This is a genomic window from Bacillus salipaludis, assembly GCF_004358205.1.
In genome coordinates, this window is the sequence record NZ_SMYO01000005.1 from 330,395 (window position 1) to 354,582 (window position 24,188).

Here is a 24,188-nt window from a genome sequence, read left to right on the forward strand (position 1 = left end):
ACATTCATTCACAATTATTCAGAACAAGAGATATTTTATCAAACGAACGCTTATATTGCAATACTAGAATTATCGCTTGCATGTTTTTAAGTAAAAGGGGAAAAAATAGGAAATAGTATTTTTGGATGGGAGCGTTGTCTACTATGAAGGAGCAATCAATTGATCTTAGTAAATACTCTATTCGAACAGACCTGGCTATTGAGGCACGGGAGATGGTACTTGCCGGACGAGGGGACTCAGTTCAGCAGGAGGAAAATCTATCCCAAATTGAAGGCGTCATAATAAAAGAAAAAGATGTGGATGATATAAAAGTTTCATTAGTAGAAGTTACCAAAGAAGGAGAAAAACAATTAGGAAAAAAAGCTGGGAGATATTTAACACTCGAAGTGCAAGGAATACGTGGGCAGGACACAGAGCTGCAGAAAAAAGTAGAAGAGATTTTCGCGCATGAATTTGCCCATTTTTTAGAAGGGACAGGCATTAAAAAAACACACTCCTGTCTTGTGGTAGGGCTCGGGAATTGGAATGTTACTCCTGATGCACTTGGGCCGATGGTTTGTGAAAATTTGCTGGTAACCAGACATTTATTTCAGCTTCAGCCTGAGAATGTGGAAGAAGGATATCGCTCTGTTAGTGCATTGTCACCAGGTGTTATGGGCTTAACGGGGATTGAGACAAGTGACATCATTTTCGGTGTGGTTGAAAAAACAAAACCTGATTTTGTCATTGCCATTGATGCCTTAGCCTCTCGATCGATTGAGCGTGTAAATTCGACGATTCAAATTTCTGATACAGGTATTCATCCCGGGTCAGGGGTTGGTAATAAAAGAAAGGAATTAAGTAAAGAAACTTTGGGAATTCCTGTCTTTGCAATTGGGGTGCCAACCGTTGTGGATGCGGTTTCGATTACGAGTGATACGATTGATTTTATCCTTAAACATTTCGGAAAAGAATTGAAGGAAGGAAATCGTCCGTCGAGATCGCTTGCACCCGCCGGTATGAGCTTTGGGGAAAAACGAAAGTTGACGGAAGAGGATTTACCGGAAGAAAAGCATCGAAAAACCTTTTTAGGGATCATTGGGACATTATCGGATGAAGAAAAGAGAAAATTAATTTATGAGGTTCTATCGCCGATTGGCCATAATTTGATGGTCACACCAAAGGAAGTGGATGTTTTTATTGAAGACATGGCGAATTTAATTGCCAATGGTTTGAATGCATCGCTTCACGGGGCAGTCAATCAGGAAAATGCCGGGTATTATACGAGGTAGTTTTACTTTAGGCTTCCTACTTCTACTAAGAGCCCTTTTGGTGTCTAGTTAATAAATCGGTTCTATTAACTCTAGCATCGACATAATATTTAGTAGAAAAGTCTATGGGGAATCTTGTCTGTTGATTTGCGCTTCAGGCGCTTCGCTTTCCGCGGGCGGGTTCGGGGAGCCTCCTCGGCGCTAAAGCGCCTGTGGGGTCTCCCCTGTCCCGTGCTCCCGCAGGAGTCTCGCGCCTTCCGCTCCGATCAGCACAGAGTTTTAACACTGGTAAAGAATTTATAGAAAGAAAGGAAGCGGCTGTATGAAGTTGTTTATGCTTAAAAGTTTAGGGATTGCAGCTTTAATGTTTATCTCTGTTTTAGCGGGAATGCAGCTGGCGAATGACGGGATTCATCGAATGAAGGGCTATAATGATCCTAATTTTCAAAAGGCTGTTACGATAAATGATAAAGGGAATGACTTACATGCCTCGGTAATGGGAAATCAAATTACCAGCCATGATATCGAAACAAAAAAGAAAAAGCTAGAAGAGATGAATGCATTTAATTTATTTTCTTCAATGGGCAAAAAAATGTCCGAAGGAATTTCCGGTGCGTCTAAAAAATTAGTGGAAAGCATTTCTAAGTAACGCGAGTACGGTACCAGACGGCGTGTTGCCTTTTCTATTTTCACTTTTCATTGAATCTTGATTATCCTACTGCTATAATCAAAAATAGTGTACTTGTGTGAGTATAGTAGGAGTGAACGACCATGAACAGAGAAGACAAGCTCAAACGACAATCAAAGATTAGAAATTTTTCAATTATTGCCCATATTGACCATGGGAAATCAACGTTAGCAGACCGAATTTTAGAAAAAACGAATGCATTATCATCCCGCGAGATGAAAGATCAGCTTTTAGATTCAATGGACCTCGAGCGTGAGCGCGGAATTACGATAAAGTTAAATGCTGTACAATTAAAATACAAAGCAAAAGATGGAGAAGAATATATTTTCCATTTGATTGATACACCGGGACACGTCGACTTTACCTATGAGGTATCAAGAAGCCTTGCTGCCTGTGAAGGCGCGGTATTAGTCGTTGATGCTGCTCAGGGAATTGAAGCACAGACACTTGCAAACGTATACCTTGCTTTGGATAACAATCTTGAAATTTTACCTGTTATTAATAAAATTGACTTACCGAGTGCTGAACCTGAAAGAGTTCGTAATGAAATTGAAGAAGTCATTGGCTTAGATGCATCTGAGGCTGTTTTAGCTTCTGCAAAAGCAGGAATCGGAATCGAAGAAATCCTCGAACAAGTGGTAAAAACAGTACCAGCACCAACTGGAGACCCTGAAGCGCCATTAAAAGCCCTGATTTTTGACTCTCTTTACGATGCCTATCGCGGCGTTGTTGCCTATATTCGTGTGGTAGAAGGATCCGTCAAGGTTGGCGATAAAATTAAAATGATGGCTACTGGAAAAGAATTTGAAGTAAATGAAGTAGGCGTGTTTACTCCAAAGGCTACGATGCTGGACGAATTAAACGTTGGTGATGTCGGCTTTTTGACTGCATCTATTAAAAATGTTGGCGACACCCGTGTCGGAGATACCATTACAAATGCAAAAAATGGCGCTGTTGAGCCGCTGCCAGGTTATCGTAAACTAAATCCAATGGTGTATTGTGGACTTTATCCAATTGATACTGCCAGATTTAATGATCTAAGGGAAGCACTTGAAAAACTTCAATTGAATGACTCTGCCCTTCAATTCGAACCTGAAACCTCACAGGCACTGGGCTTTGGCTTCCGTTGCGGTTTTTTAGGACTCCTTCATATGGAAATCATTCAGGAACGGATTGAACGTGAATTTAAAATCGATTTGATCACAACTGCACCGAGTGTTATCTATCATGTTTATATGACAGATGGAACACAATTAAATGTAGATAATCCGTCCAACATGCCGGAACCGCAAAAACTTGACCGTGTTGAGGAGCCGTATGTAAAAGCAACGATGATGGCTCCTAACGATTATGTTGGTGCGATTATGGAACTTTGCCAGTTAAAGCGCGGAATTTTCGTCGATATGCAATACCAGGGAGAAAATCGGGTAAGCATCATTTATGAAATTCCATTGGCCGAAATTGTTTACGATTTCTTTGACCAGTTGAAATCAAGTACCCGGGGTTATGCATCTTTCGATTATGAACTGATTGGCTATAAACCATCCAGTCTGGTAAAAATGGACATATTATTAAATACGGAAAAAGTCGATGCATTAAGCTTTATCGTCCATAAAGATTTTGCCTATGAACGTGGGAAAGTCATTGTTGAAAAGCTGAAGGAGTTAATTCCAAGACAGCAATTTGAAGTGCCTATTCAAGCGGCAATTGGTCAAAAAATTGTTGCACGTTCCACGATCAAAGCGATGCGTAAAAACGTATTAGCAAAATGTTATGGCGGCGACATTTCTCGTAAACGTAAGCTGTTAGAGAAACAAAAAGAAGGTAAAAAACGAATGAAACAGGTTGGATCTGTTGAAGTACCGCAGGAAGCCTTTATGGCGGTATTAAAAATGGATGACAACAATACAAAAAAATAAATGAAAGGGAGGTTAGGATCTGTCTGATATCAGGCAAGTCTAACCTCTTTTTGTTACTGAAATAGAAGGTGAAAAAATGATTAATGCAGCCTATCTTCATATCCCATTTTGTGAGCATATCTGTCATTATTGTGATTTTAATAAAGTGTTTTTAAAAGGCCAGCCGGTAGATGAATATTTGGACGCCCTGAATAAAGAAATGATTTTGACAGTAAAACAATTTCCATCCAAACAAATAGATACGATTTTTGTTGGAGGAGGAACACCCACTTCATTAAACGAGCAGCAGCTTTACCGGTTTTGTGAAAATATAAATCAGAACCTGCCAAAAAGCGAAAATTACGAGTTCACCTTTGAGGCGAATCCAGGGGACTTAACAAGGGAAAAATTAAAAATATTAAAGGATGCGGGTGTAAATCGAATCAGCCTTGGTGTGCAAACCTTTAATAATGAGCTTTTAAAAAAAATCGGCAGAGTACACCAGGCGAAGGATGTTTTTCAATCAGTTGCAAATGCAAAAGAGGTTGGTTTTGAGAATATTAGCATTGACCTAATCTTTAGCTTACCGACACAGACTATTACGGATTTAAAAGAAACTTTAACAGAGGCATTTTCTCTAGATATTACCCATTACTCAGCCTATTCTTTAATCATTGAACCTAAAACTGTTTTTTACAACCTATTGAAAAAAGGCAAGCTGCCAACTCCAGGCGAAGATACAGAAGCTGTGATGTATGAATTGATGATGGAAGAAATGGACAAACATGGTTTTAAACAATATGAAATCAGCAATTTTTCAATTCCGGGCTATGAGAGCAGGCACAATCTAACCTATTGGAATAACGACCATTATTATGGATTTGGAGCAGGAGCACACAGTTATGTAAATGGGGTCAGACGATCCAACCTAGGCCCCTTAAAAAAATATATCGATCAAATAAACAATGGAAATCTTCCAGTCCTTGATGAACATCCTGTATCGTTTGCGGAACAAATGGAAGAGGAAATGTTTTTAGGTTTAAGGAAAACAGAAGGTGTTTCCATATCTAAATTTACATCTAAGTTTGGAAAAAATCCTTTTGAGTTGTTTCGGAAAGAATTAGAGGATTTAATAAATAAAAAGTGGCTGGAAATCAACGATGAATATATCTTTTTAACGAAAGAGGGACGCTTTTTAGGGAATGAAGTTTTTCAATCATTCTTGGGAGTTGTTTAGCCCTAAGGTTATTCTTCTTTTCGATTACAAATGATTGACACCTTCCCCCCTTTTTGATAATTTATTAGTAGAATTAGCACTCGATGGTTATGAGTGCTAACAGAGGTGATGCGTGTGTTAACAGATCGTCAATTGTTAATTCTTAAGGTGATTGTTGATGACTTTATTCGATCTGCGCAACCTGTTGGCTCAAGAAGTTTATCGAAGAAGGAAGAAATTTCGTTTAGTTCGGCAACGATTCGGAATGAAATGGCTGACCTTGAGGATTTAGGCTTTCTAGAAAAAACTCACACTTCATCAGGCAGAGTTCCATCAGAATTAGGTTATCGTTATTATGTTGATCATTTGCTTTCACCACAAAAGCTAAATCAGCATGATGTTTCCATTATTCAATCGCTTTTTGCAGAAAGAATTTTTGAGTTTGAAAAGATTATTCAAAAATCTGCAAAAATCCTATCTGAATTAACGAATTATACATCGATTGTCCTAGGACCAGCTGCAAGTATTAATAAACTTAGGAAGATTCAAATTATCCCATTAAATAAAGAAACAGCTGTTGCCATCTTTGTTACGGATACAGGACATGTAGAAAATCGTACTTTTTATTTGCCGCCTTCTGTTGATGCGAGCGATTTAGAAAAAACCGTTAACATTCTAAATGAACGGCTGACAAATGTTCCCCTTGAGGAATTAACCGGTAAAATTTATAAAGAAGTTGCCCTGTTACTTAAACAGCATATTCATAATTACGATTTTATGATGAAGACCATCACTGAATCCCTGAAAATGCCTGTGAATGAAAAACTTTTCTTGGGCGGTAAAACCAATATGTTAAGTCAGCCTGAATTTCACGATCTATCCAAAATTCGCGGCTTGTTAACAATGATTGATCAGGAGGATTGGCTTTATAACCTAATCAGAAAAGAATCGGAAGGGCTAAATGTTAAAATCGGCCGTGAAAATGAAAATAGTGCAATGGAGAATTGCAGCCTGATAACGGCTACCTACTCTGTTGGGGCTGAAAAATTAGGGACGATTGCCATCCTCGGCCCGACCCGCATGGAATACTCTCGTGTCATTAGTTTACTTCAGTTAGTTAGTAAGGATTTAAGTTCAGTCCTTACGAAACTGTATCAAAACAATTAGCACTGGTAATATTGAGTAAGGGTGAAATGTCCTAGTGTTTCGCCCCTCTTACCATGAATTGGGATATTTTAATAAATGATGATAAATGCTTTAAGGGAGGTGAGTAAGTTGACGAACGAGAATCAAAATACGATTAATGAAGAAATGGCTGAACAGACACAAGAAGCAAATCAAAAGGTAGAACTTACTGAGGAAAATACAGCAGAGACTGTATTTGCTGAGGAAGGGACAACAGGTGAATCAACCGTTCAGGACCTTTTAAAAGAAATAGAGGGATTGAAAAGCAAATTAGATGAAGCTGATAACCGTTATCTAAGGCTTCAAGCTGATTTTGATAATTTCCGCCGTCGTTCTAGATTGGATCAAGAAGCGAGCGAAAAATATAGAGCACAAAAGCTAATCACAGATTTATTGCCTGCATTGGATAATTTTGAAAGAGCCATGAAAGTGGAAGTGGACAATGAACAGGCAAAGTCACTGCTTCAAGGTATGGATATGATTTACCGCGGTATAGTGGACGCCTTGAAAAAAGAAGGCGTGGAACCAATTGAAACAGTTGAAAAAGAGTTCAATCCACATTTGCATCAGGCTGTGATGCAGGAATCAAACGAAAACTATGGTTCAAATATTATCATTGAGGAGTTCCAAAAAGGTTATTTATTAAAAGACCGAGTGATTCGCGCATCAATGGTAAAGGTAAATCAATAAGCCTACATATTATTTTAGGAGGAAAAGGCAATGAGTAAAATTATTGGTATTGACCTTGGTACAACAAACTCATGTGTTGCTGTACTTGAAGGCGGCGAGCCAAAAGTTATTCCAAATCCAGAAGGAAACCGTACGACTCCATCTGTTGTGGCATTTAAAAATGGTGAACGCCAAGTAGGGGAAGTGGCAAAACGCCAAGCAATTACAAACCCTAATACGATTATTTCAATTAAACGCCATATGGGTACTACTCATAAAGAGGATGTGGAAGGAAAGAGCTATACTCCACAAGAAATTTCAGCCATCATCCTTCAATATTTAAAATCTTATGCAGAAGATTATCTTGGCGAGCCGGTAACAAAAGCGGTTATTACTGTTCCTGCATACTTTAATGATGCAGAGCGCCAAGCAACAAAGGATGCAGGGAAAATTGCCGGTCTTGAAGTTGAACGTATTATCAACGAACCAACTGCTGCCGCTTTAGCGTACGGCTTAGACAAAACGGATCAAGATCAAACGATTCTTGTTTATGACCTTGGCGGCGGTACTTTTGACGTTTCCATTCTTGAACTCGGAGACGGTGTATTTGAAGTTAAAGCAACGGCTGGTGATAATCGCCTCGGCGGTGATGATTTTGACCAAGTCATTATTGATTATCTTGTAGAACAATTCAAAAAAGAAAACGGAATTGATCTTTCTCAAGATAAAATGGCTCTTCAGCGCCTTAAAGATGCTGCTGAAAAAGCAAAGAAAGATTTATCAGGTGTTACTTCAACACAAATTTCCCTGCCATTTATTACGGCTGGTGCTGCTGGACCACTTCATTTAGAAGTAACGATGTCTAGAGCGAAATTTGAAGAATTGTCTGCATCACTTGTAGAACGTACAATGGGACCTACTCGTCAGGCACTAAGTGACGCTGGCCTTTCTCCATCTGAAATTGATAAGGTCATCCTAGTTGGGGGTTCAACAAGAATTCCAGCTGTTCAGGAAGCGATTAAGAAAGCAACTGGAAAAGAGCCGCACCGCGGTGTTAACCCTGATGAAGTTGTGGCAATGGGGGCTGCTATTCAAGGCGGTGTTATTACTGGGGATGTAAAAGACGTAGTATTACTAGACGTAACTCCTTTATCCCTTGGTATTGAAACAATGGGCGGGGTGTTTACCAAGTTAATCGACCGTAACACAACAATCCCAACATCTAAATCTCAAGTATTCTCTACTGCAGCTGACAATCAAACAGCTGTTGACATTCATGTTCTTCAAGGTGAGCGTCCAATGGCAGCGAATAATAAAACATTGGGCAGATTCCAGTTATCCGATATTCCACCAGCACCACGTGGAATTCCGCAAATCGAGGTAACATTCGATATCGATAAAAACGGTATTGTTAATGTCCGCGCTAAAGATCTTGGTACTAATAAGGAACAGCAAATTACGATTAAATCTTCTACCGGCCTTTCTGATGAAGAAATTCAAAAAATGGTGAGAGAAGCAGAAGAAAACGCTGAAGCGGATAAGACACGAAAAGAAGAAGTAGAGCTACGCAATGAAGCAGACCAGCTTGTCTTTACAACGGAAAAAACGTTAAAAGACCTTGAAGGCAAAGTCGATGCAGCTGAAGTGGCAAAAGCAAATGATGCCAAGGATGCATTGAAACAAGCCATTGAAAAAAATGATTTGGATGAAATCCGCAGCAAAAAAGATGCATTACAAGAAATTGTTCAGGCTTTATCTGTTAAGCTTTACGAAGAAGCTGCGAAGCAAGCACAGGCACAGCAAGGAGCAGAAGGTGCTAGCGCTGGCGGTAAAGATGACAATGTAGTAGATGCAGAATTTGAAGAAGTAAAAGACGATAAGTAATAAATGAAAGAGAACATATGGAAAAGGTCAAAGTCAGTCTAGCGGCTTTGGCTTTTTCTTTGATTATTTATTATAAGGACATTAAGCTTTTTATTCTTGCAATATAAATCTTTAGAGTGTTAAAATAATCTTTATGTGAATGATTCGGGAGTGGTAATCATGAGTAAACGGGATTACTATGAGGTGCTGGGAGTTAGTAAGAGCGCTTCAAAGGATGAAATAAAAAAAGCTTACCGTAAGCTCTCCAAAAAATATCATCCAGATATTAATAAAGAGCCGGATGCAGCGGATAAATTTAAGGAAATAGCTGAAGCTTATGAAGTATTAAGTGATGATCAAAAAAAGGCCCACTATGATCAATTCGGCCATACTGATCCAAATCAAGGATTTGGCGGCGGAGCTGATTTCGGAGGCGGCTTTGGCGGATTTGAGGATATCTTTAATACGTTCTTTGGCGGCGGCGGTTCTAGAAGAAGAGATCCAAATGCTCCAAGGCAGGGTGCTGACCTTCAGTACACGATGACGGTAACTTTTGAGGAAGCAGCGTTTGGTAAAGAAACCGATATTGAAATTCCCCGCGAGGAAACGTGTGGAACCTGCAGCGGTTCCGGTGCTAAGCCGGGAACAAAGCCGGAGACATGTAACCATTGTCATGGAACAGGTCAATTAAATGTTGAACAGAATACTCCGTTCGGTCGGATTGTTAATCGCCGGACATGTCATTATTGTAATGGAACAGGGAAAGAAATTAAAAATAAATGTTCAACCTGCGGCGGAACAGGAAAAGTGAAAAAACGGAAAAAAATCCATGTAAAAATTCCTGCTGGTATTGATGATGGCCAACAATTAAGGATGGCTGGTCAAGGAGAAGCAGGTATTAATGGAGGTCCAGCAGGAGATCTTTATGTAGTTTTCCATGTGCGTGACCATGAGTTTTTTGAAAGAGATGGCGATGACATTTATTGTGAAATGCCAATCACTTTTGTTCAAGCGACATTGGGGGATGAAATTGAAGTACCTACCCTGCATGGAAAGGTTAAGCTAAAAGTGCCTGCAGGAACTCAAACAGGAACCCAGTTCCGCTTAAAAGGAAAAGGTGTTCCAAATGTTCGCGGCTATGGTGTCGGTGATCAACATATCATTGTCAAAATCATTACGCCGACCAAGTTGAATGATAAGCAAAAGCAGCTTCTTCGTGAGTTTGCTGATATTAGTGGAAATGCACCAATTGGTGAACATGAAGAAAGTTTTTTCTCTAAAGTAAAACGTGCCTTTAAAGGTGAGTAAGGATTGGAGTTGGTAGTATGAAATGGTCCGAAATTAGTATCCATACAACAAATGAGGCAGTCGAACCTATTTCTCATATATTGCATGAGGCTGGAGCAAGCGGTGTAGTCATTGAAGATCCATTTGAGCTGACAAAGGAGAGGGAAGACCAATTCGGGGAAATCTACCAACTTAATCCCGACGATTATCCGGAGGAAGGGGTAATTGTCAAAGCGTATTTACCTGTAAATAGTTTTTTAGGGGAAACGGTGGATGCCATTAAGGAATCAATCAATAATTTGATTATTTATAATATTGATATTGGCCTAAATAAGGTGACCATCAGTGAAGTGAATGAAGAAGAATGGGCAACCGCCTGGAAGAAGTATTATAATCCAGTAAAAATTTCTGAGAAATTCACGATTGTTCCAACATGGGAAATTTACACTCCGGTGAGCAGTGATGAACTAATCATTGAATTGGACCCTGGGATGGCATTTGGAACTGGAACACACCCGACAACCGTTATGTGTATACAGGCTCTAGAAAGAACCGTTAAGCACGGCGACAGAGTAATTGATGTTGGTACAGGTTCTGGCGTATTAAGTATCGCAGCAGCCATGCTTGGTGCTCTTGACGTGAGAGCCTATGATCTTGATGAAGTCGCAGTTACCCAAGCTAAATTGAATATCAAGCTGAATAAGGTAAGTGAGTCTGTCTCTATTTCGCAAAATAATTTGCTTGATGGTGTAGAAGAGACTTCTGCGGATGTCGTTGTGGCTAATATTTTAGCTGAAGTGATATTAAGGTTTACCGATGATGTGGCGAAGGTCTTAAAACCAGGTGGGTGCTTTATCGCATCCGGCATCATTCAGCAAAAGAAAGACCAGGTCAAAGAGGCTCTTGTTGAGTCTGGCTTTGAAATAACAGAAACGATTTTAATGGAAGATTGGGTTGCGCTAATTGCTAGAAGGGTATAATGGATAAAAAAGGAGCTTAGACTCCTTTTTTTAATTTCATGGCTTTAATAATCAATATTTTTTTAGTAAAATAAAGAGTAAAATGTTTTTAAAGAGGGTGCATCGTGTGCAACGCTACTTTGTTAAAGACCGAGCAAACGGAAATCGTTTTATGATTGATTCCGAAGATCGACATCATATTTTAAAGGTCATGCGCATGCATATTGGTGATCAACTCATGTGTGTGGACCCGCAGGGGAAAACGGCTGTATGTGAAATTGCAGAAATTACCGATGAACAAGTCGTTGCAGACGTTGTACAATGGAAAGAAGAAAATTCTGAGCTTCCGATTTCTATTACAATCGCCAGCGGTCTGCCAAAAGGAGACAAGCTGGAGTGGATTATTCAAAAGGGGACTGAGCTTGGTGCCCATGGATTTATGCCCTTTTCAGCGGCAAGGTCCGTTGTAAAATGGGATGACAAAAAAGCAGCGAAAAAAATAGAGAGATGGCAAAAGATTGCCAAAGAAGCTGCGGAACAATCCCATCGTGCTATTTTACCAGAAGTGTCCAACTTGGTAAGCTTTAAAAATTTGCTTGCGGAAAGCAAAAACTTTGACTATAAATTAGTTGCATATGAAGAAGAAAGCCGAAGCGGGGAAACTTCGATTTTTTCCTCCACTCTTCAAAAAATGGAAAATGGTCAATCACTTTTATTCGTTTTTGGACCGGAAGGTGGATTAACGGAGGAAGAGGTTCGGCTTTTAAAAGAAAATGGTTTTTCTATTTGCGGATTGGGTCCGCGGATTTTACGAACGGAAACGGCGCCTTTATATTCACTTGCGGCGATTTCCTATCATTTTGAATTAATGAGGTGAGTTCTAATGGCAACAGTCGCGTTTCATACACTTGGATGTAAGGTAAATCATTATGAAACTGAGGCCATTTGGCAGTTATTTAAACAAGAAGGTTACGAACGGGTCGATTTCGAAGCGATTTCCGATGTATATGTGATTAACACTTGTACGGTAACAAACACGGGTGACAAAAAAAGCCGACAAGTGATTAGAAGAGCTGTAAGGAAAAATCCGGATGCTGTTATATGTGTCACCGGTTGTTATGCACAAACATCCCCGGCAGAAATTATGGCCATTCCCGGGGTGGATATTGTAGTGGGAACACAGGATCGGATTAAAATGCTTGGTTATATCGAGCAGTATAAAAAAGAGCGTCAGCCAATTAATGGCGTAGGGAACATTATGAAAAGCCGTGTTTATGAGGAACTGGATGTACCTTCATTCACAGATCGAACGCGCGCTTCATTAAAAATCCAAGAAGGCTGCAATAATTTTTGTACCTTCTGTATTATTCCATGGGCACGCGGCTTAATGAGATCACGTGATCCAAAAGAAGTCATTCATCAGGCACAGCAGCTTGTGGATGCCGGCTATAAAGAAATCGTGTTGACAGGTATTCATACCGGCGGTTATGGAGAGGACATGAAGGATTATAACCTTGCAGCGCTCCTTCGTGATTTAGAAGCGCAGGTGAAAGGGTTAAAACGCCTTCGTATTTCATCGATTGAGGCAAGTCAGATCACTGACGAAGTCATTGAAGTCATTAAATATTCAAATATTATTGTCCGCCATTTGCATATTCCGATTCAGTCCGGATCGAATACGGTCTTAAAGCGGATGCGCCGGAAATATACAATGGAATTTTTCGCTGAAAGATTGGATCGTTTAAAGGAAGTACTTCCAGGTCTAGCTGTTACATCCGATGTAATTGTTGGTTTCCCGGGTGAAACAGAAGAAGAGTTTATGGAAACTTATCATTTTATTAAGGAGCATAAATTCTCTGAACTCCATGTCTTCCCGTATTCTAAAAGGACTGGTACTCCTGCTGCACGAATGGAAGATCAAATTGATGAGGAAGTTAAAAATGAGCGGGTTCACCGTCTCATTACTCTTTCCGATCAATTGGCGAAAGAATATGCTTCACAATTTGAAGACGATGTTCTTGAAGTTATACCGGAAGAAGAATATAAAGAGGAACCAAATTCCGGTTTATATGTTGGATATACAGATAATTATTTAAAAGTTGTACTTTCGGCAACAGAAGAAATGGTTGGGAAAATTGTAAAAGTGAAAATTACGAAAGCCGGATACCCTTATAATCAAGGGCAATTCGTTCGGATTGTTGAGGATACTACAGTAAAAGAATTGTTTATAGAAGAAGAAGCTGCCATGTAAGGACCCTATATTCGGGTCCTTTTTTCTTTGAAAGGGGTATCCTATATTCAGCAGCAGATTTCATTTTACTTCGCCATATCCATTGAATCGTGAAGGGAGCAAACAAATGACAACTGTCAAGATTGCTGCAATGATTGATCATACTTTGTTAAAACCGGATGCAACCAGGCAACAAATTGAAACCCTTTGCCAAGAGGCAATAGAGTATAAATTCTTTTCCGTTTGCGTGAATCCTGCATGGGTAAAAACTTGTAGTGATTTATTAAATGGAAGTGATGTTAAGGTTTGTACGGTTATTGGTTTTCCATTAGGAGCGACAACATCCGAAACAAAGGCATTTGAAACAAAAAATGCGATTGACAACGGTGCTGATGAAGTTGATATGGTTATTAATATTGGGGCATTAAAGGACCGTAATGACCAATTAGTGGAAAGTGATATTCGGGCTGTTGTGGATGCTGCAGAAACAAGGGCGTTAACGAAAGTAATCATTGAAACAAGTCTTTTAACTCAGGAAGAGAAGATTCGTGCCTGCCAGCTTGCCGTTCAAGCTGGTGCTGACTTTGTAAAAACCTCTACAGGTTTTTCTTCCGGTGGGGCTACAATAGAGGATATTTCGTTGATGAGACAGGCTGTGGGTCCGGAACTGGGTGTAAAAGCATCCGGCGGGGTTAGAAGCACTGAGGATGCACTTAAAATGATTGAGGCAGGCGCAACAAGAATTGGAGCAAGCTCAGGTGTTGCCATTCTTAAAGGGCTAACCGTTACAAGCTCCTATTAAAAAAGACGGCCTTCATGGCCGTCTTTTTAAGCTTTTTTTCCATGTAAATATAAAATCATTTCTCCAAATTTTGTCGCAAACGGCAAAACAATAATGGAAGTAGCCACATTAAAGATCACGCTAATATGTGCAAGTTGTACATCTTTATGGCTGGCCAGCAGATCTGCATGTTCGGTTAGATAGGGGATGAGCGGGATAAACAGTGCAACCCCAAAGACGTTCAGCCAAACATGGGCATATGCCGCAAGCCTGGACTCTTTACCACCGCCGATAGAAGCAATAATAGCTGTAATACATGTCCCAATATTGGCTCCAAGCATGATGGCAATTCCGGCGTCGAGTTGAAGGAGCCCGGCTGTTAAAAATCCCATTGCAATCCCAGTCATGGCGGTGCTGGATTGAATTATTGCAGTAATGAATGTTCCTGTAAGCAAACTAAGGAAAATATGATCATTAATTAAGAGAATATATTTATTTATATAGCTCAGCGATGTTAAAGGATGTGCTAATAATTCAAATCCTTTCATTGCCGTGAAAACAGAGGCAATTCCAAATAAAAGCATTCCTATGCTTCTCGCCTTTCGATTTTTAAGGATGATTAGAAAGGCGCCCAAAATAGCTAATGGTGCTAAAATAGCATCTATATCAAAAGTAATTAACTCAGTCTTAAAGGTTGTTCCAATATTTGTTCCTAAGATAATCCCAATCGATTGCGGGAAGGTCATAATCCTTGCTGAAATCAATCCAATTGTGATGACCATTACGGCGGAACTGCTTTGGAGCAGTGCTGTGATAAATGTCCCTGTTACCATCCCTTTTAAAGGGGTCCTCGTTAATTTAATCAGCCATGTCCTCAATTTTTCTGCAGATAAATTAAATAATCCAAACCTTATAATGGTCATTCCAAATATAAATAATAAAATACAAAGAACAAATAATATGATGTATAGCATGTCTTTAGGCCCCCTCGCTTCATTCTATGGCCTATATTGTTAGGACATGCCACTTTTAGGGGAAAATTAGACATATTTTCATTAATTATTCTTGTCAATTATGAATAAAAAATTAAAAAGCTTGGATAAGCACCTGTAATTAATATTGACCTTGTTTCAAGGTTATATTATAATTGCAAGGTACATGGATTGAATGTAAGTGTGTTGTGTTTCGGAGGGAGGGAAAGAGAATGTCTAAAACCGTCGTTCGTAAAAACGAATCGCTTGAAGATGCTCTTCGTCGCTTCAAACGTACTGTATCAAAAACAGGTACTTTGCAAGAGGCAAGAAAGCGCGAATTCTACGAAAAACCAAGTGTAAGACGTAAGAAAAAGTCTGAAGCAGCAAGAAAACGTAAGTTCTAAGAGAGGGTGTAATTTATGAGTCTTCTCGAGCGTTTAAATAATGAAATGAAACAAGCAATGAAAAACAAGGAAAAAGACAAACTCAGTGTGATTCGGATGGTGAAAGCTTCACTGCAAAATGAAGCGATTAAGCTTGGTTCAAGTGAGCTGTCTGAAGAACAAGAGTTAACAGTACTTTCTCGCGAAGTAAAACAACGCAAAGACTCCCTCCATGAATTTGATAAAGCAGGTCGCGAAGACCTTGTTGATAAATTGCGCACGGAACTCTCGATCGTTGAGTTGTATATGCCAAAACAGCTTACTGACGAAGAGGTATCGGATATTGTAAAAGAGACAATCGCTGAAACCGGTGCAACATCAAAAGCGGATATGGGAAAAGTGATGGCTGCGATTATGCCGAAGGTAAAAGGTAAAGCAGATGGATCACTTGTAAATAAACTTGTACAACAACACCTTTCATAATTATTCTGACATCAAAGCCGCAGGCATATAATGCCTGCGGTTTTTATTTTTAATAATTATGCTATGTTAAAGGAGAATGTTGATTTTTGAACAGTGTTGATTGGAGTGGAAGGCACGAAGACTCCTCGAAAATGCTAACGCATTTTCTTCGTGCGTGGGCGGATTCAAGGAAGCAATTCAGTGTCCTGGGGGAGTACGGGTACAGGGGAGACCCCGCAGGAGCGAAGCGACGAGGAGGTTCCCCGAACCGCTTGTGGTTGGAGTGGAAATCAACAACTAAGTTTAACAGCCAATAATTTATGCATTCTGGTTTTAAATATCCAAGAAGGTGAAACTTTAACCAATGTCGAACGTAAATATAGCAATAGATAGAGAAGGGGGGATTTAATTGGTTGCTTTTCTTACGGATCCAATTGTCATAACCGTTCTATTAACCATCGCTGGTGTTGGTATTGTCATGGAACTTTTTTCTCCCAAATTTGGGATACCTGGGTTTATTGGTGTGTTTGCCCTCCTATTATTTTTTTACGGACATTATCTCGCCGGACTTGCTGGGGTTGGTTCATTTGTCCTTTTTGTTGCCGGAATCATCCTCATATTTTTAGAACTATTTCTGCCGGGGGCAATCTCCGGGACCCTTGGTTTGGCAGCGCTTATCTTCAGTCTCTTCTTAGCTGGTGGAGACACCCTGCAAATGGGCATCTCCATATTAATCGCTTTATTTTTTTCGATTTTGATGTTTTTTATTATGATCAAAATTTTTGGTAAAAAACTTGTTCTCTTTAATAAAATGATACTCTTTGATTCAGCAAGAAAAGAGGATGGGTATGTCTCAAATATCAATCGAACAGATCTTTTGGGCATGGAAGGGACAGCTCTCACCATTTTACGCCCGGCTGGTACTGCCATTTTTAACACTGAACGGGTGGATGTGGTCAGCGAAGGAGGCTTTATTGATCAAAATGCAAAAATAAAGGTCATTAAGGTTGAGGGAGCACGTATAGTTGTGAGAGAAATTAAATAATTAGGAGGTTGTTTCATTATGCCAAGCGGAACGATTTTTGTCATTGCAATTATCATTGTCGCACTCATTTTCTTAGGGATCTTATTATCCTTTGTTCCTGTGATGCTTTGGATTTCAGCACTTGCTGCCGGTGTACGTGTAAGCATCTTTACACTGGTTGGAATGAGACTTAGAAGGGTAACGCCAAGCAAGGTAATTAATCCGTTAATAAAGGCTCACAAAGCGGGGTTAAACGTAACGACCAATCAGCTTGAAAGCCATTACCTGGCCGGAGGTAACGTTGACAGGGTTGTAAACGCCCTTATTGCCGCACACAGGGCAAATATTGAATTATCGTTTGAACGCTGCGCAGCCATCGATCTTGCGGGCCGTGATGTGTTAGAGGCTGTTCAAATGAGTGTCAATCCTAAAGTGATTGAGACCCCCTTTATCGCGGGTGTTGCAATGAATGGGATTGAAGTTAAAGCCAAAGCAAGAATTACCGTTCGGGCCAATATAGAGCGCCTTGTCGGGGGGGCAGGTGAGGCAACCGTCGTGGCTCGTGTAGGAGAAGGGGTTGTATCAACCATTGGTTCCTCTGAAAGCCATAGTAAAGTGTTAGAAAACCCTGATTCCATTTCGCAAACCGTTTTATCTAAAGGACTAGATGCTGGAACAGCTTTCGAAATTCTTTCCATTGATATTGCGGATGTTGATATTGGTAAAAATATTGGTGCGGAACTTCAGATGGAGCAAGCGGAAGCGGATAAGAAAATTGCCCAGGCAAAAGCGGAAGAACGCCGGGCTATGGCTGTAGCCCAAGAACAGGAAATGAAGGCAAAAGTCCAGGAAATGAGGGCCAAGGTGGTCGAGGCTGAAGCAGAAGTACCGCTTGCTATGGCCGAAGCGCTTAAGTCTGGAAATATTGGGGTTATGGACTATATGAATATTAAAAATATCTCAGCGGATACGGATATGAGAGGATCGATAGGCAAGATAACGGGTGATAAAAAAGACGATCGCTAAAACGGCCGCCATCCATAAGGAATAATCTAAGGAGGATCGGTCATGGAAACCATTATTTTTTTAATTATTATCGGTGTTCTTTCATCTGTTTTTGGAAAGGCAAAAGCAAATAGGACACCATCAAAGAATAAATCTTTCACGTTTAATCAATTTGATGAATTTCGTGAAATTTTTTCGGAAAAAGTTACGCCAAAACAAGTAAAATCTATTAACAGAATAGAAGAACCTACTGTCACTCCGCGGAATATCGAAATCAACTATGACCAAATTAAGCAGGAAGCTGAATCTATCACCACCGGGGTCAGCAGGGTGCATGAGAGGCAAAGGGTTGAAGATCTGAAGCCCCAAGCATTGGATAAAGAAGATCATAATGAATTAATTTCGGATAGTCCTGATGCGCAAACCCTAATTAATGGAATCATCTGGTCAGAGATCTTGGGTGCTCCTAGAGCAAAAAGACCGTTTTATTCAAGAAGACGCTAAAATAATAAACCTGGTTTTGAAAAGGAAAAAGATGTGCTAGAACTTCCTTACATTTCATAAATATGAGATGAAAGGGGGTTCTTTTTTTATGGCAAAAAAATGGGGGCAACTTGTCCGGAATTGGATGACAAAGAATATGGATCTTCCTCAAGATGTCATGATGGATTTACCCCGTATCACGATGATTGGCCAGATTCATATCTATATCGAGAACCATAAAGGTTTATTGACCTTTACTGATAAAGAACTCCGCCTGCTTTTAAAACAAGGGCAGCTTTTGATAAAAGGTAAGTCCTTCGTGATTAAAACCATTTTACCTGAAGAGATTTTATTGGAAGGAAGAATTGATCAGGTCATCTATATAACTGAAAATCCGGGAGGAACAAAATGAAAAACCAGTGGATTGAATTTTTATTTGGCAGGGTAACAGTAAAAGTTACGGGGAGAGGAATTGAAAGATTCTTAAATGTACTAAGCAGAAATGGCCTGCTCGTTTGGAATGTTAAAAGGCATGGAACTGAAACGATTACGTTTAAAATGAGGCTGCAGGATGCACTGAAAATAAGACGGTTTGCCCGAAAAAGTGAATGTTCCATCAGCTTCTTACAGCGGAGCGGTGTTCCGTTTTTATTTAAAAGATTATTAAAAAACAGCGGCTTTTTGGCAGGAGCTGCTTTGTTCTTACTTATCATTTTAGTGTTATCCAATGTTATCTGGGGAATTGAAATAAAAGGAGCTAAGCCTGCAACAGAGCACAAAATTCGCAAAGAATTGGACAAGATGGGGGTGAAAATTGGCAAACTACAGTTCTTTGTTGATAACGTGGAGGGTATTCAAAGAAGGCTGACAAACAATATCAACGACCTTACATGGGTCGGTGTGGAGTTGAACGGGACAACCTATCACTTTCAAGTGGTTGAAAAAAACGAGCCAAAGAAGCCTAAAAAATTTGCTCCCAGGAATTTAGTCGCAAAGAAGAAAGCCATAATTGCTAAAATGTATGTTGAAGATGGACAACAAGTCGTTAATATCAATGATCATGTTGAGCCAGGTCAATTACTGGTTTCAGGGGAAATCGGGATGGAAGGCAAAACAAAAGCGATTGCTGCAAAAGGAGAGGTATGGGGAGAGACGTGGTATAAAAGTCACGTAGAACTCCCCTTTGAAACCAATTTTACTGTATTCAACGGTAAGGAAAAGGAGAAACATTTTGTAAAGGTAGGAAATTTTGAAATTCCTGTATGGGGGTTTGGAAAACCGGAATTTAAGGAATATGAAACAGAAACGAATGAACACAAAATTCACTTTTTAAAATGGGAATTGCCTGTTTCCTTTGTTAACAAAACTCTCCGTGAACGTGAAGAAATTAAAAGAAGTTATACTGTAAAACAAGCTGAACAAATTGCACTTGAGATGGCTAAAAAAGAAATAAAAAGTCATTTAGATGAAGATGCTATTATTAAGGATGAAAAAATTTTACACAAGTCAATTAAGAATGGTAAAGTTATACTAGATATCCATTTTAAGATAATCGAAAATATAGCAATCGGACAACCAATAACCAAGGAGATACATGAATGACAGTAAACCTAAAAACAATCAATATGCAGCTGGAAAATCCAAATGAGGCGATTGCGCTTTTAGGAAATGCAGATGCTAATATTAAAATTATCGAACAAGAGTTAAATGTTTCAGTCGTCACTAGAGGGGAATCTGTTAGCTTATCCGGGGATGAAGAAAAGGTTATTCTTGCGGGACAGGTTCTTGACAAACTAGTTGTATTAATTCGTAAAGGAATAAACATTAACCAAAGGGATGTTCTTTATGCCCTTCGAATGGCTGAAAAAGGAACACTAGAGTACTTCGTCAATATTTATGATGAAGAAATTGCCAGGACAGTAAAAGGAAAATCTATTCGGATTAAAACAATTGGTCAAATGCAGTATGTAACAGCAATCAAGAAGAATGACCTTGTGTTTGGAATTGGTCCGGCAGGTACCGGTAAAACCTACCTAGCGGTTGTCATGGCTGTCAACGCGCTAAAAAATGGTCAAGTAAATAAAATTATTTTAACCAGGCCTGCTGTTGAAGCGGGTGAAAGCTTAGGATTTTTACCCGGTGATTTAAAGGAAAAAGTTGATCCGTATTTAAGGCCGCTGTATGATGCGCTTCATGATGTTTTGGGAGCAGAGCATACCGGTAGGCTGATAGAGCGTGGTACAATTGAAATCGCCCCGCTTGCATATATGAGGGGACGGACATTAGAAGATGCATTCGTTATTTTAGATGAAGCCCAAAATACAACGAATGCCCAAATGAAAATGTTTATAACCCGTCTCGGATTTGGTTCGAAAATGGTTATTACAGGAGATCAAACACAGGTTGACCTTCCAAAAGGGGTTAAATCGGGTTTAATTGTTGCAGAGGAAATTTTATTAAATGTTAAGGGCATTTCATTTATTTTCTTAGAACAAAGTGATGTTGTCCGTCATCCATTGGTAGGCAGGATCATTGAAGCGTATGAAAAGAAAACAGTAAAACATTAAAAATGGGGATAGACCTTAAAAAATGGGTTTATCCCTTTTTTTTATTTTGTTATAATGATTAATCCATTCTATTTTGCAGATGAAACTTATCTTAAAAACTGTTATCATTTTACATAAAGCTTGCATCAAGAAAAACAGCTAGTTATTGATAAATTTTTATCCGATTAAAATGAAACGTACATAACGATTTGATTTTTATGGTTTTAAAAACCCATAATAATGGTGAAGGAACCTTGCATTTGGGTCTTTTAGGGAGGATAAAGATGGAAAAAATGCAGCAACATTTTATTCGAATACGTAAGCTGTTAGATTATACGTTTTTTCGTGTATTATTTTTTCTTGTTTTAGGATTAGCTTTATATGCTTCAATGTACAGTAATGTAAAACCTGAAAAATTGGACTTAAGTTTGTTTTCTGTTGCTGAAAAAACTATACGCTCGCCTGCGACCATTGAGGATAAGAAAAGTACAGAAATTAAGAGGCAAGAAGCTGTAGACCAAGTTCAGGATGTCTATACTCTAAAGAAGGAATATACGCAAAACAGAGTGGATTTAATTACTTCCATTTTTGATACGGCTTCAGAAATTAATGATGAGGAAAGTAAGAGCACAAAAAAAGAGAATGACGTAAAAACCACTCATGACGAGGAGCCTAGTGTATCTGAAAAGGTATCGAAGTTAAAAGATAATTTAACTGAAAATGTTACAAAGGATTTACCTGATTCTGTTTTTACTGCACTTGTACAGGCTGATAAAGATGAACTCTCTATCACCAAGGATCTAACCGTTACCGCGATTAATAATGTTATGACGAAAAGAATTTCTACGAATGATGTGGAGAATGCCAAAAAAAGGGTGGAAGAGGAATTAAAATATTCGACATTGAATGATGACCTTAAAAGTGCAGCCATAGAACTCGGCAGATATGCAGTTGTGCAGAATGAATTTTACGATCCAGTGGCAACGGAGGATTTAAGAAAGCAGGCTGCAGAAGGTGTGGAATCTGTGAAAATCCTTCAAGGGCAAATTATCGTGGAGGAAGGGGAATTAATTAATCAGGAAATTTATCGGCAGTTAAAGCTTGTCGGTTTATTAGATAATGAAAAATCCTATAAACCATTCCTGGGATTATTTATTCTGATTACCATTATTCTTTTAGCTGTTAACTATTATTTTTATCAAACAAAAACCCAGCAGGAAAAACGTCAGACAAATCTGCTTTTGTTTGGGATTATTTTTGTCCTGTCCATCTTTATTTTAAAGGTCATTAGCATGCTGCAAATCTTTAATTATTCAGGGATTGGCTATTTATTCCCGGCAGCAATGGGCGGGATGCTGATTAAGATTTTAATTGATGAAAAGCTTGCGATTCTAACATCGATCATTATGGCGGTTTGCGGCAGTATTGTCTTCAATGAAGGTGTAACTGGAACCCTGAATTTTTCAGAAGGAATTTATATTCTTTTTAGTTCACTTGCAGGGATTTTGTTCTTAAGTTCCCATAACCAGAGGTCAAAAATATTACAGGCCGGTTCGATTACAGCAGGTGTCAATCTTATAACGATTTGGGCGTTAATGTTCCTTCCAAATGGCCAATTTTCTGGTCTGGAATATGGGTATTACTTTTTAACTGCACTCGTTTCAGGCATTGCCTCTGCTGTTTTAACCATTGGTTTGCTTCCTTTATTTGAAGCTAGTTTTGGGATTCTTACAACCATGAAGCTGATAGAATTATCAAATCCGAATCATCCGCTTTTAAGAAAAATATTAATGGAAGCACCAGGTACTTATCATCATAGTGTCATGGTTGCTAACCTTTCAGAATCAGCCTGTGAAGCGATTGGGGCAAATGGTTTGTTAGCACGGGTCGGTAGTTATTATCATGATATTGGGAAAACACGGAGGCCAAACTTTTTTATTGAAAATCAAATGCATCTTGAAAACCCGCATGACAAACTGCCGCCGGAAAAAAGTGCGAATATCATTATTGCCCATGTGACGGATGGGGCCAATGAATTAAAGAAATATCATATGCCAAAAGAAATTATCGATATTGCAGAACAACATCATGGAACCTCTTTACTAAAGTTCTTTTACCATAAGGCACTGCAAAATGAAGAGGAACCTAAGGAAGAGGATTTTCGCTATCCTGGTCCAAAAGCACAAACAAAGGAATCGGCTGTCGTTGGAATCGCCGATAGTGTCGAGGCCGCTGTCCGCTCTCTTACACAGCCTACTCCGCTATTAATCGAATCCCTTGTTAAAAAAATTGTCGCGGATCGTCTCCAGGATGGGCAGTTAAATGAATGTGATTTAACTTTAAAAGAACTTGAAGCGGTAACCCATACTCTATGTGAAACATTGAAGGGGATTTTTCACTCGAGAATTGAGTATCCAGAAATGACTAAGAAGGTGAAGCAAGCATGAATTTAGTGATTGATTTTTTAGATGAAACGAATGAATTGTCTGATGAACAAATCAAAGAGATTGAAAATCTGTTAACCTTTGCTGCTGATAAACAGAAGATTGAAGATGGAAGCGAAGTTTCTCTAACATTTGTTTTGAATGACAGGATACAAGAAATAAATCGTGAATATCGCCATAAAGATTCCCCAACAGATGTCATATCCTTTGCAATGGAGGAGCCTGGGGAAGGGGAAATTGAATTAGCAGGTATGGAAATGCCGCGCGTTTTGGGTGATATTATCATCTCGATTCCAAAAGCGAAGGAACAAGCCGAGGAATATGGGCATTCTTTTTTACGGGAGCTTGGTTTCCTCTCCGTTCATGGATTTTTGCATTTATTAGGCTATGATCATATGACGGAGGAAGATGAAAAGGAAATGTTTACGCTGCAAAAGGAAATTTTAGATGAATATGGACTCACGAGGTAAGGGTAAGACGATTCCATTACTACGTTCCTTTGCCTATGCAATAGAAGGGATTAGGACAGCTATAATAGCTGAAAGAAATATGCGGATTCATCTCCTTTTTTCTTTCCTTGTAATCGGAGGATCATTTTTCTTTTCGATAACAAGAATGGAGTGGCTGTTTATCATTTTAGCAATTAGCGGCATGTTTGCCTTAGAGCTAATCAATTCAGCAATTGAGCGTGTTGTTGACCTTGTGACGGAGGAATATCACCCGCTTGCCAAACAAGCTAAGGACCTTGCTGCGGGTGCTGTCTTCCTTTACGCCATTTTTTCGGTTATCATTGGAATCATTGTATTTTTTCCATATATCCGAGAGTTATTTTCGTAAACTT

Annotated in this window: 25 protein-coding genes; 24 read left to right on the forward strand and 1 reads right to left on the reverse strand. The window is 39.3% G+C overall.

Annotated features, from left to right (window positions below; genetic code table 11):
* The first annotated feature begins 143 nt into the window (after positions 1–143).
* The 12 genes from gpr to deoC all read left to right on the forward strand — a co-directional run bounded on the left by gpr (position 144) and on the right by deoC (position 14,047).
* Positions 144–1,271: a GPR endopeptidase gene (gpr, locus tag E2K98_RS12245; RefSeq protein ID WP_133334497.1), complete on the forward strand. Its 1,128-nt coding sequence runs from the start codon at positions 144–146 to the stop codon at positions 1,269–1,271.
* A gap of 301 nt (positions 1,272–1,572) precedes the next feature.
* A complete protein-coding gene (locus tag E2K98_RS12250) occupies positions 1,573–1,899 on the forward strand; it encodes a DUF3679 domain-containing protein (protein WP_133334498.1) in 327 nt (108 codons plus the stop codon).
* Positions 1,900–2,021: 122 nt separating this feature from the next.
* The gene (gene lepA / locus E2K98_RS12255; RefSeq protein ID WP_133334499.1) at positions 2,022–3,857 is read left to right on the forward strand and encodes a translation elongation factor 4; all 1,836 of its coding nucleotides are present in this window, start codon (positions 2,022–2,024) and stop codon (positions 3,855–3,857) included.
* 76 nt (positions 3,858–3,933) lie between these two features.
* Positions 3,934–5,073 (forward strand): radical SAM family heme chaperone HemW, encoded by a 1,140-nt coding sequence (gene hemW, locus E2K98_RS12260; RefSeq protein WP_133334500.1) that lies wholly within the window; start codon positions 3,934–3,936, stop codon positions 5,071–5,073.
* A 114-nt stretch (positions 5,074–5,187) separates the two neighbouring features.
* Entirely contained in the window at positions 5,188–6,219 is a 1,032-nt protein-coding gene (gene hrcA / locus E2K98_RS12265) for a heat-inducible transcriptional repressor HrcA (RefSeq protein WP_133334501.1), read from the forward strand.
* Positions 6,220–6,327: 108 nt separating this feature from the next.
* The gene (gene grpE, locus E2K98_RS12270) at positions 6,328–6,927 is read left to right on the forward strand and encodes a nucleotide exchange factor GrpE (protein WP_308913888.1); all 600 of its coding nucleotides are present in this window, start codon (positions 6,328–6,330) and stop codon (positions 6,925–6,927) included.
* 30 nt (positions 6,928–6,957) lie between these two features.
* A complete protein-coding gene (gene dnaK, locus E2K98_RS12275) occupies positions 6,958–8,790 on the forward strand; it encodes a molecular chaperone DnaK (RefSeq protein ID WP_133334502.1) in 1,833 nt (610 codons plus the stop codon).
* A 159-nt stretch (positions 8,791–8,949) separates the two neighbouring features.
* Positions 8,950–10,077 (forward strand): molecular chaperone DnaJ, encoded by a 1,128-nt coding sequence (gene dnaJ / locus E2K98_RS12280; protein WP_026572401.1) that lies wholly within the window; start codon positions 8,950–8,952, stop codon positions 10,075–10,077.
* 17 nt (positions 10,078–10,094) lie between these two features.
* On the forward strand, positions 10,095–11,036 hold the full coding sequence (gene prmA / locus E2K98_RS12285; RefSeq protein ID WP_133334503.1) for a 50S ribosomal protein L11 methyltransferase: 942 nt from the start codon (positions 10,095–10,097) through the stop codon (positions 11,034–11,036).
* A gap of 106 nt (positions 11,037–11,142) precedes the next feature.
* Positions 11,143–11,892, forward strand: a complete 750-nt coding sequence (locus tag E2K98_RS12290; protein ID WP_133334504.1) for a 16S rRNA (uracil(1498)-N(3))-methyltransferase — start codon at positions 11,143–11,145, stop codon at positions 11,890–11,892.
* Positions 11,893–11,898: 6 nt separating this feature from the next.
* Positions 11,899–13,266: a tRNA (N(6)-L-threonylcarbamoyladenosine(37)-C(2))-methylthiotransferase MtaB gene (gene mtaB / locus E2K98_RS12295; protein ID WP_133334505.1), complete on the forward strand. Its 1,368-nt coding sequence runs from the start codon at positions 11,899–11,901 to the stop codon at positions 13,264–13,266.
* Between the two features lie 106 nt (positions 13,267–13,372).
* Positions 13,373–14,047: a deoxyribose-phosphate aldolase gene (gene deoC, locus E2K98_RS12300; RefSeq protein WP_133334506.1), complete on the forward strand. Its 675-nt coding sequence runs from the start codon at positions 13,373–13,375 to the stop codon at positions 14,045–14,047.
* A 26-nt stretch (positions 14,048–14,073) separates the two neighbouring features.
* On the opposite strand, the gene E2K98_RS12305 is transcribed toward deoC, so the two are convergent.
* Entirely contained in the window at positions 14,074–15,000 is a 927-nt protein-coding gene (locus E2K98_RS12305) for a Na/Pi symporter (RefSeq protein ID WP_133334507.1), read from the reverse strand.
* A gap of 230 nt (positions 15,001–15,230) precedes the next feature.
* On the opposite strand from E2K98_RS12305, the gene rpsU reads away from it, so the two are divergent.
* From rpsU to E2K98_RS12360, 12 genes are all read left to right on the forward strand, one after another.
* Positions 15,231–15,404, forward strand: a complete 174-nt coding sequence (gene rpsU, locus E2K98_RS12310) for a 30S ribosomal protein S21 (RefSeq protein ID WP_026572407.1) — start codon at positions 15,231–15,233, stop codon at positions 15,402–15,404.
* A gap of 15 nt (positions 15,405–15,419) precedes the next feature.
* Positions 15,420–15,866, forward strand: coding sequence for a GatB/YqeY domain-containing protein (locus E2K98_RS12315; protein WP_026572408.1), 447 nt, complete (start codon positions 15,420–15,422; stop codon positions 15,864–15,866).
* Positions 15,867–16,046: 180 nt separating this feature from the next.
* Positions 16,047–16,238: a hypothetical protein gene (locus E2K98_RS30920; RefSeq protein WP_165976250.1), complete on the forward strand. Its 192-nt coding sequence runs from the start codon at positions 16,047–16,049 to the stop codon at positions 16,236–16,238.
* A 16-nt stretch (positions 16,239–16,254) separates the two neighbouring features.
* A complete protein-coding gene (locus E2K98_RS12320; protein ID WP_133334508.1) occupies positions 16,255–16,890 on the forward strand; it encodes an NfeD family protein in 636 nt (211 codons plus the stop codon).
* Positions 16,891–16,908: 18 nt separating this feature from the next.
* Positions 16,909–17,895, forward strand: coding sequence for a flotillin-like protein FloA (gene floA, locus E2K98_RS12325; protein ID WP_165976251.1), 987 nt, complete (start codon positions 16,909–16,911; stop codon positions 17,893–17,895).
* A gap of 42 nt (positions 17,896–17,937) precedes the next feature.
* On the forward strand, positions 17,938–18,378 hold the full coding sequence (locus E2K98_RS12330; protein WP_133334509.1) for a hypothetical protein: 441 nt from the start codon (positions 17,938–17,940) through the stop codon (positions 18,376–18,378).
* 88 nt (positions 18,379–18,466) lie between these two features.
* A complete protein-coding gene (yqfC, locus tag E2K98_RS12335; RefSeq protein WP_026572411.1) occupies positions 18,467–18,769 on the forward strand; it encodes a sporulation protein YqfC in 303 nt (100 codons plus the stop codon).
* Positions 18,766–19,959, forward strand: coding sequence for a sporulation protein YqfD (yqfD, locus tag E2K98_RS12340; RefSeq protein ID WP_133334510.1), 1,194 nt, complete (start codon positions 18,766–18,768; stop codon positions 19,957–19,959). The genes yqfC and yqfD overlap by 4 nt, the downstream gene beginning before the upstream one ends.
* Complete coding sequence (locus tag E2K98_RS12345) at positions 19,956–20,924, forward strand: PhoH family protein (protein ID WP_133334511.1); 969 nt, start codon at positions 19,956–19,958, stop codon at positions 20,922–20,924. Before yqfD ends, E2K98_RS12345 begins: the two co-directional genes overlap by 4 nt.
* Before the next feature lie 263 nt (positions 20,925–21,187).
* A complete protein-coding gene (locus E2K98_RS12350; protein ID WP_133334512.1) occupies positions 21,188–23,350 on the forward strand; it encodes an HD family phosphohydrolase in 2,163 nt (720 codons plus the stop codon).
* Positions 23,347–23,817, forward strand: a complete 471-nt coding sequence (gene ybeY / locus E2K98_RS12355; protein ID WP_133334513.1) for an rRNA maturation RNase YbeY — start codon at positions 23,347–23,349, stop codon at positions 23,815–23,817. Before E2K98_RS12350 ends, ybeY begins: the two co-directional genes overlap by 4 nt.
* Entirely contained in the window at positions 23,795–24,184 is a 390-nt protein-coding gene (locus E2K98_RS12360) for a diacylglycerol kinase family protein (protein WP_133334514.1), read from the forward strand. Before ybeY ends, E2K98_RS12360 begins: the two co-directional genes overlap by 23 nt.
* Positions 24,185–24,188 lie beyond the last annotated feature (4 nt).

Excerpts from the sequence above, each read along its gene's own strand:
- yqfC (WP_026572411.1), top strand. The coding sequence starts at position 18,467 with ATGGCAAAAAAATGGGGGCAACTTGTCCGGAATTGGATGACAAAGAAT.
- lepA (WP_133334499.1), top strand. The coding sequence starts at position 2,022 with ATGAACAGAGAAGACAAGCTCAAACGACAATCAAAGATTAGAAATTTT.
- deoC (WP_133334506.1), top strand. The coding sequence starts at position 13,373 with ATGACAACTGTCAAGATTGCTGCAATGATTGATCATACTTTGTTAAAA.
- mtaB (WP_133334505.1), top strand. The coding sequence starts at position 11,899 with ATGGCAACAGTCGCGTTTCATACACTTGGATGTAAGGTAAATCATTAT.
- hemW (WP_133334500.1), top strand. The coding sequence starts at position 3,934 with ATGATTAATGCAGCCTATCTTCATATCCCATTTTGTGAGCATATCTGT.
- prmA (WP_133334503.1), top strand. The coding sequence starts at position 10,095 with ATGAAATGGTCCGAAATTAGTATCCATACAACAAATGAGGCAGTCGAA.
- E2K98_RS12305 (WP_133334507.1), bottom strand. The coding sequence starts at position 15,000 with ATGCTATACATCATATTATTTGTTCTTTGTATTTTATTATTTATATTT.
- dnaK (WP_133334502.1), top strand. The coding sequence starts at position 6,958 with ATGAGTAAAATTATTGGTATTGACCTTGGTACAACAAACTCATGTGTT.
- E2K98_RS12250 (WP_133334498.1), top strand. The coding sequence starts at position 1,573 with ATGAAGTTGTTTATGCTTAAAAGTTTAGGGATTGCAGCTTTAATGTTT.
- yqfD (WP_133334510.1), top strand. The coding sequence starts at position 18,766 with ATGAAAAACCAGTGGATTGAATTTTTATTTGGCAGGGTAACAGTAAAA.
- floA (WP_165976251.1), top strand. The coding sequence starts at position 16,909 with ATGCCAAGCGGAACGATTTTTGTCATTGCAATTATCATTGTCGCACTC.
- E2K98_RS12330 (WP_133334509.1), top strand. The coding sequence starts at position 17,938 with ATGGAAACCATTATTTTTTTAATTATTATCGGTGTTCTTTCATCTGTT.
- rpsU (WP_026572407.1), top strand. The coding sequence starts at position 15,231 with ATGTCTAAAACCGTCGTTCGTAAAAACGAATCGCTTGAAGATGCTCTT.
- E2K98_RS12345 (WP_133334511.1), top strand. The coding sequence starts at position 19,956 with ATGACAGTAAACCTAAAAACAATCAATATGCAGCTGGAAAATCCAAAT.
- ybeY (WP_133334513.1), top strand. The coding sequence starts at position 23,347 with ATGAATTTAGTGATTGATTTTTTAGATGAAACGAATGAATTGTCTGAT.
- gpr (WP_133334497.1), top strand. The coding sequence starts at position 144 with ATGAAGGAGCAATCAATTGATCTTAGTAAATACTCTATTCGAACAGAC.
- E2K98_RS12350 (WP_133334512.1), top strand. The coding sequence starts at position 21,188 with ATGGAAAAAATGCAGCAACATTTTATTCGAATACGTAAGCTGTTAGAT.
- E2K98_RS12360 (WP_133334514.1), top strand. The coding sequence starts at position 23,795 with ATGAATATGGACTCACGAGGTAAGGGTAAGACGATTCCATTACTACGT.
- E2K98_RS12315 (WP_026572408.1), top strand. The coding sequence starts at position 15,420 with ATGAGTCTTCTCGAGCGTTTAAATAATGAAATGAAACAAGCAATGAAA.
- dnaJ (WP_026572401.1), top strand. The coding sequence starts at position 8,950 with ATGAGTAAACGGGATTACTATGAGGTGCTGGGAGTTAGTAAGAGCGCT.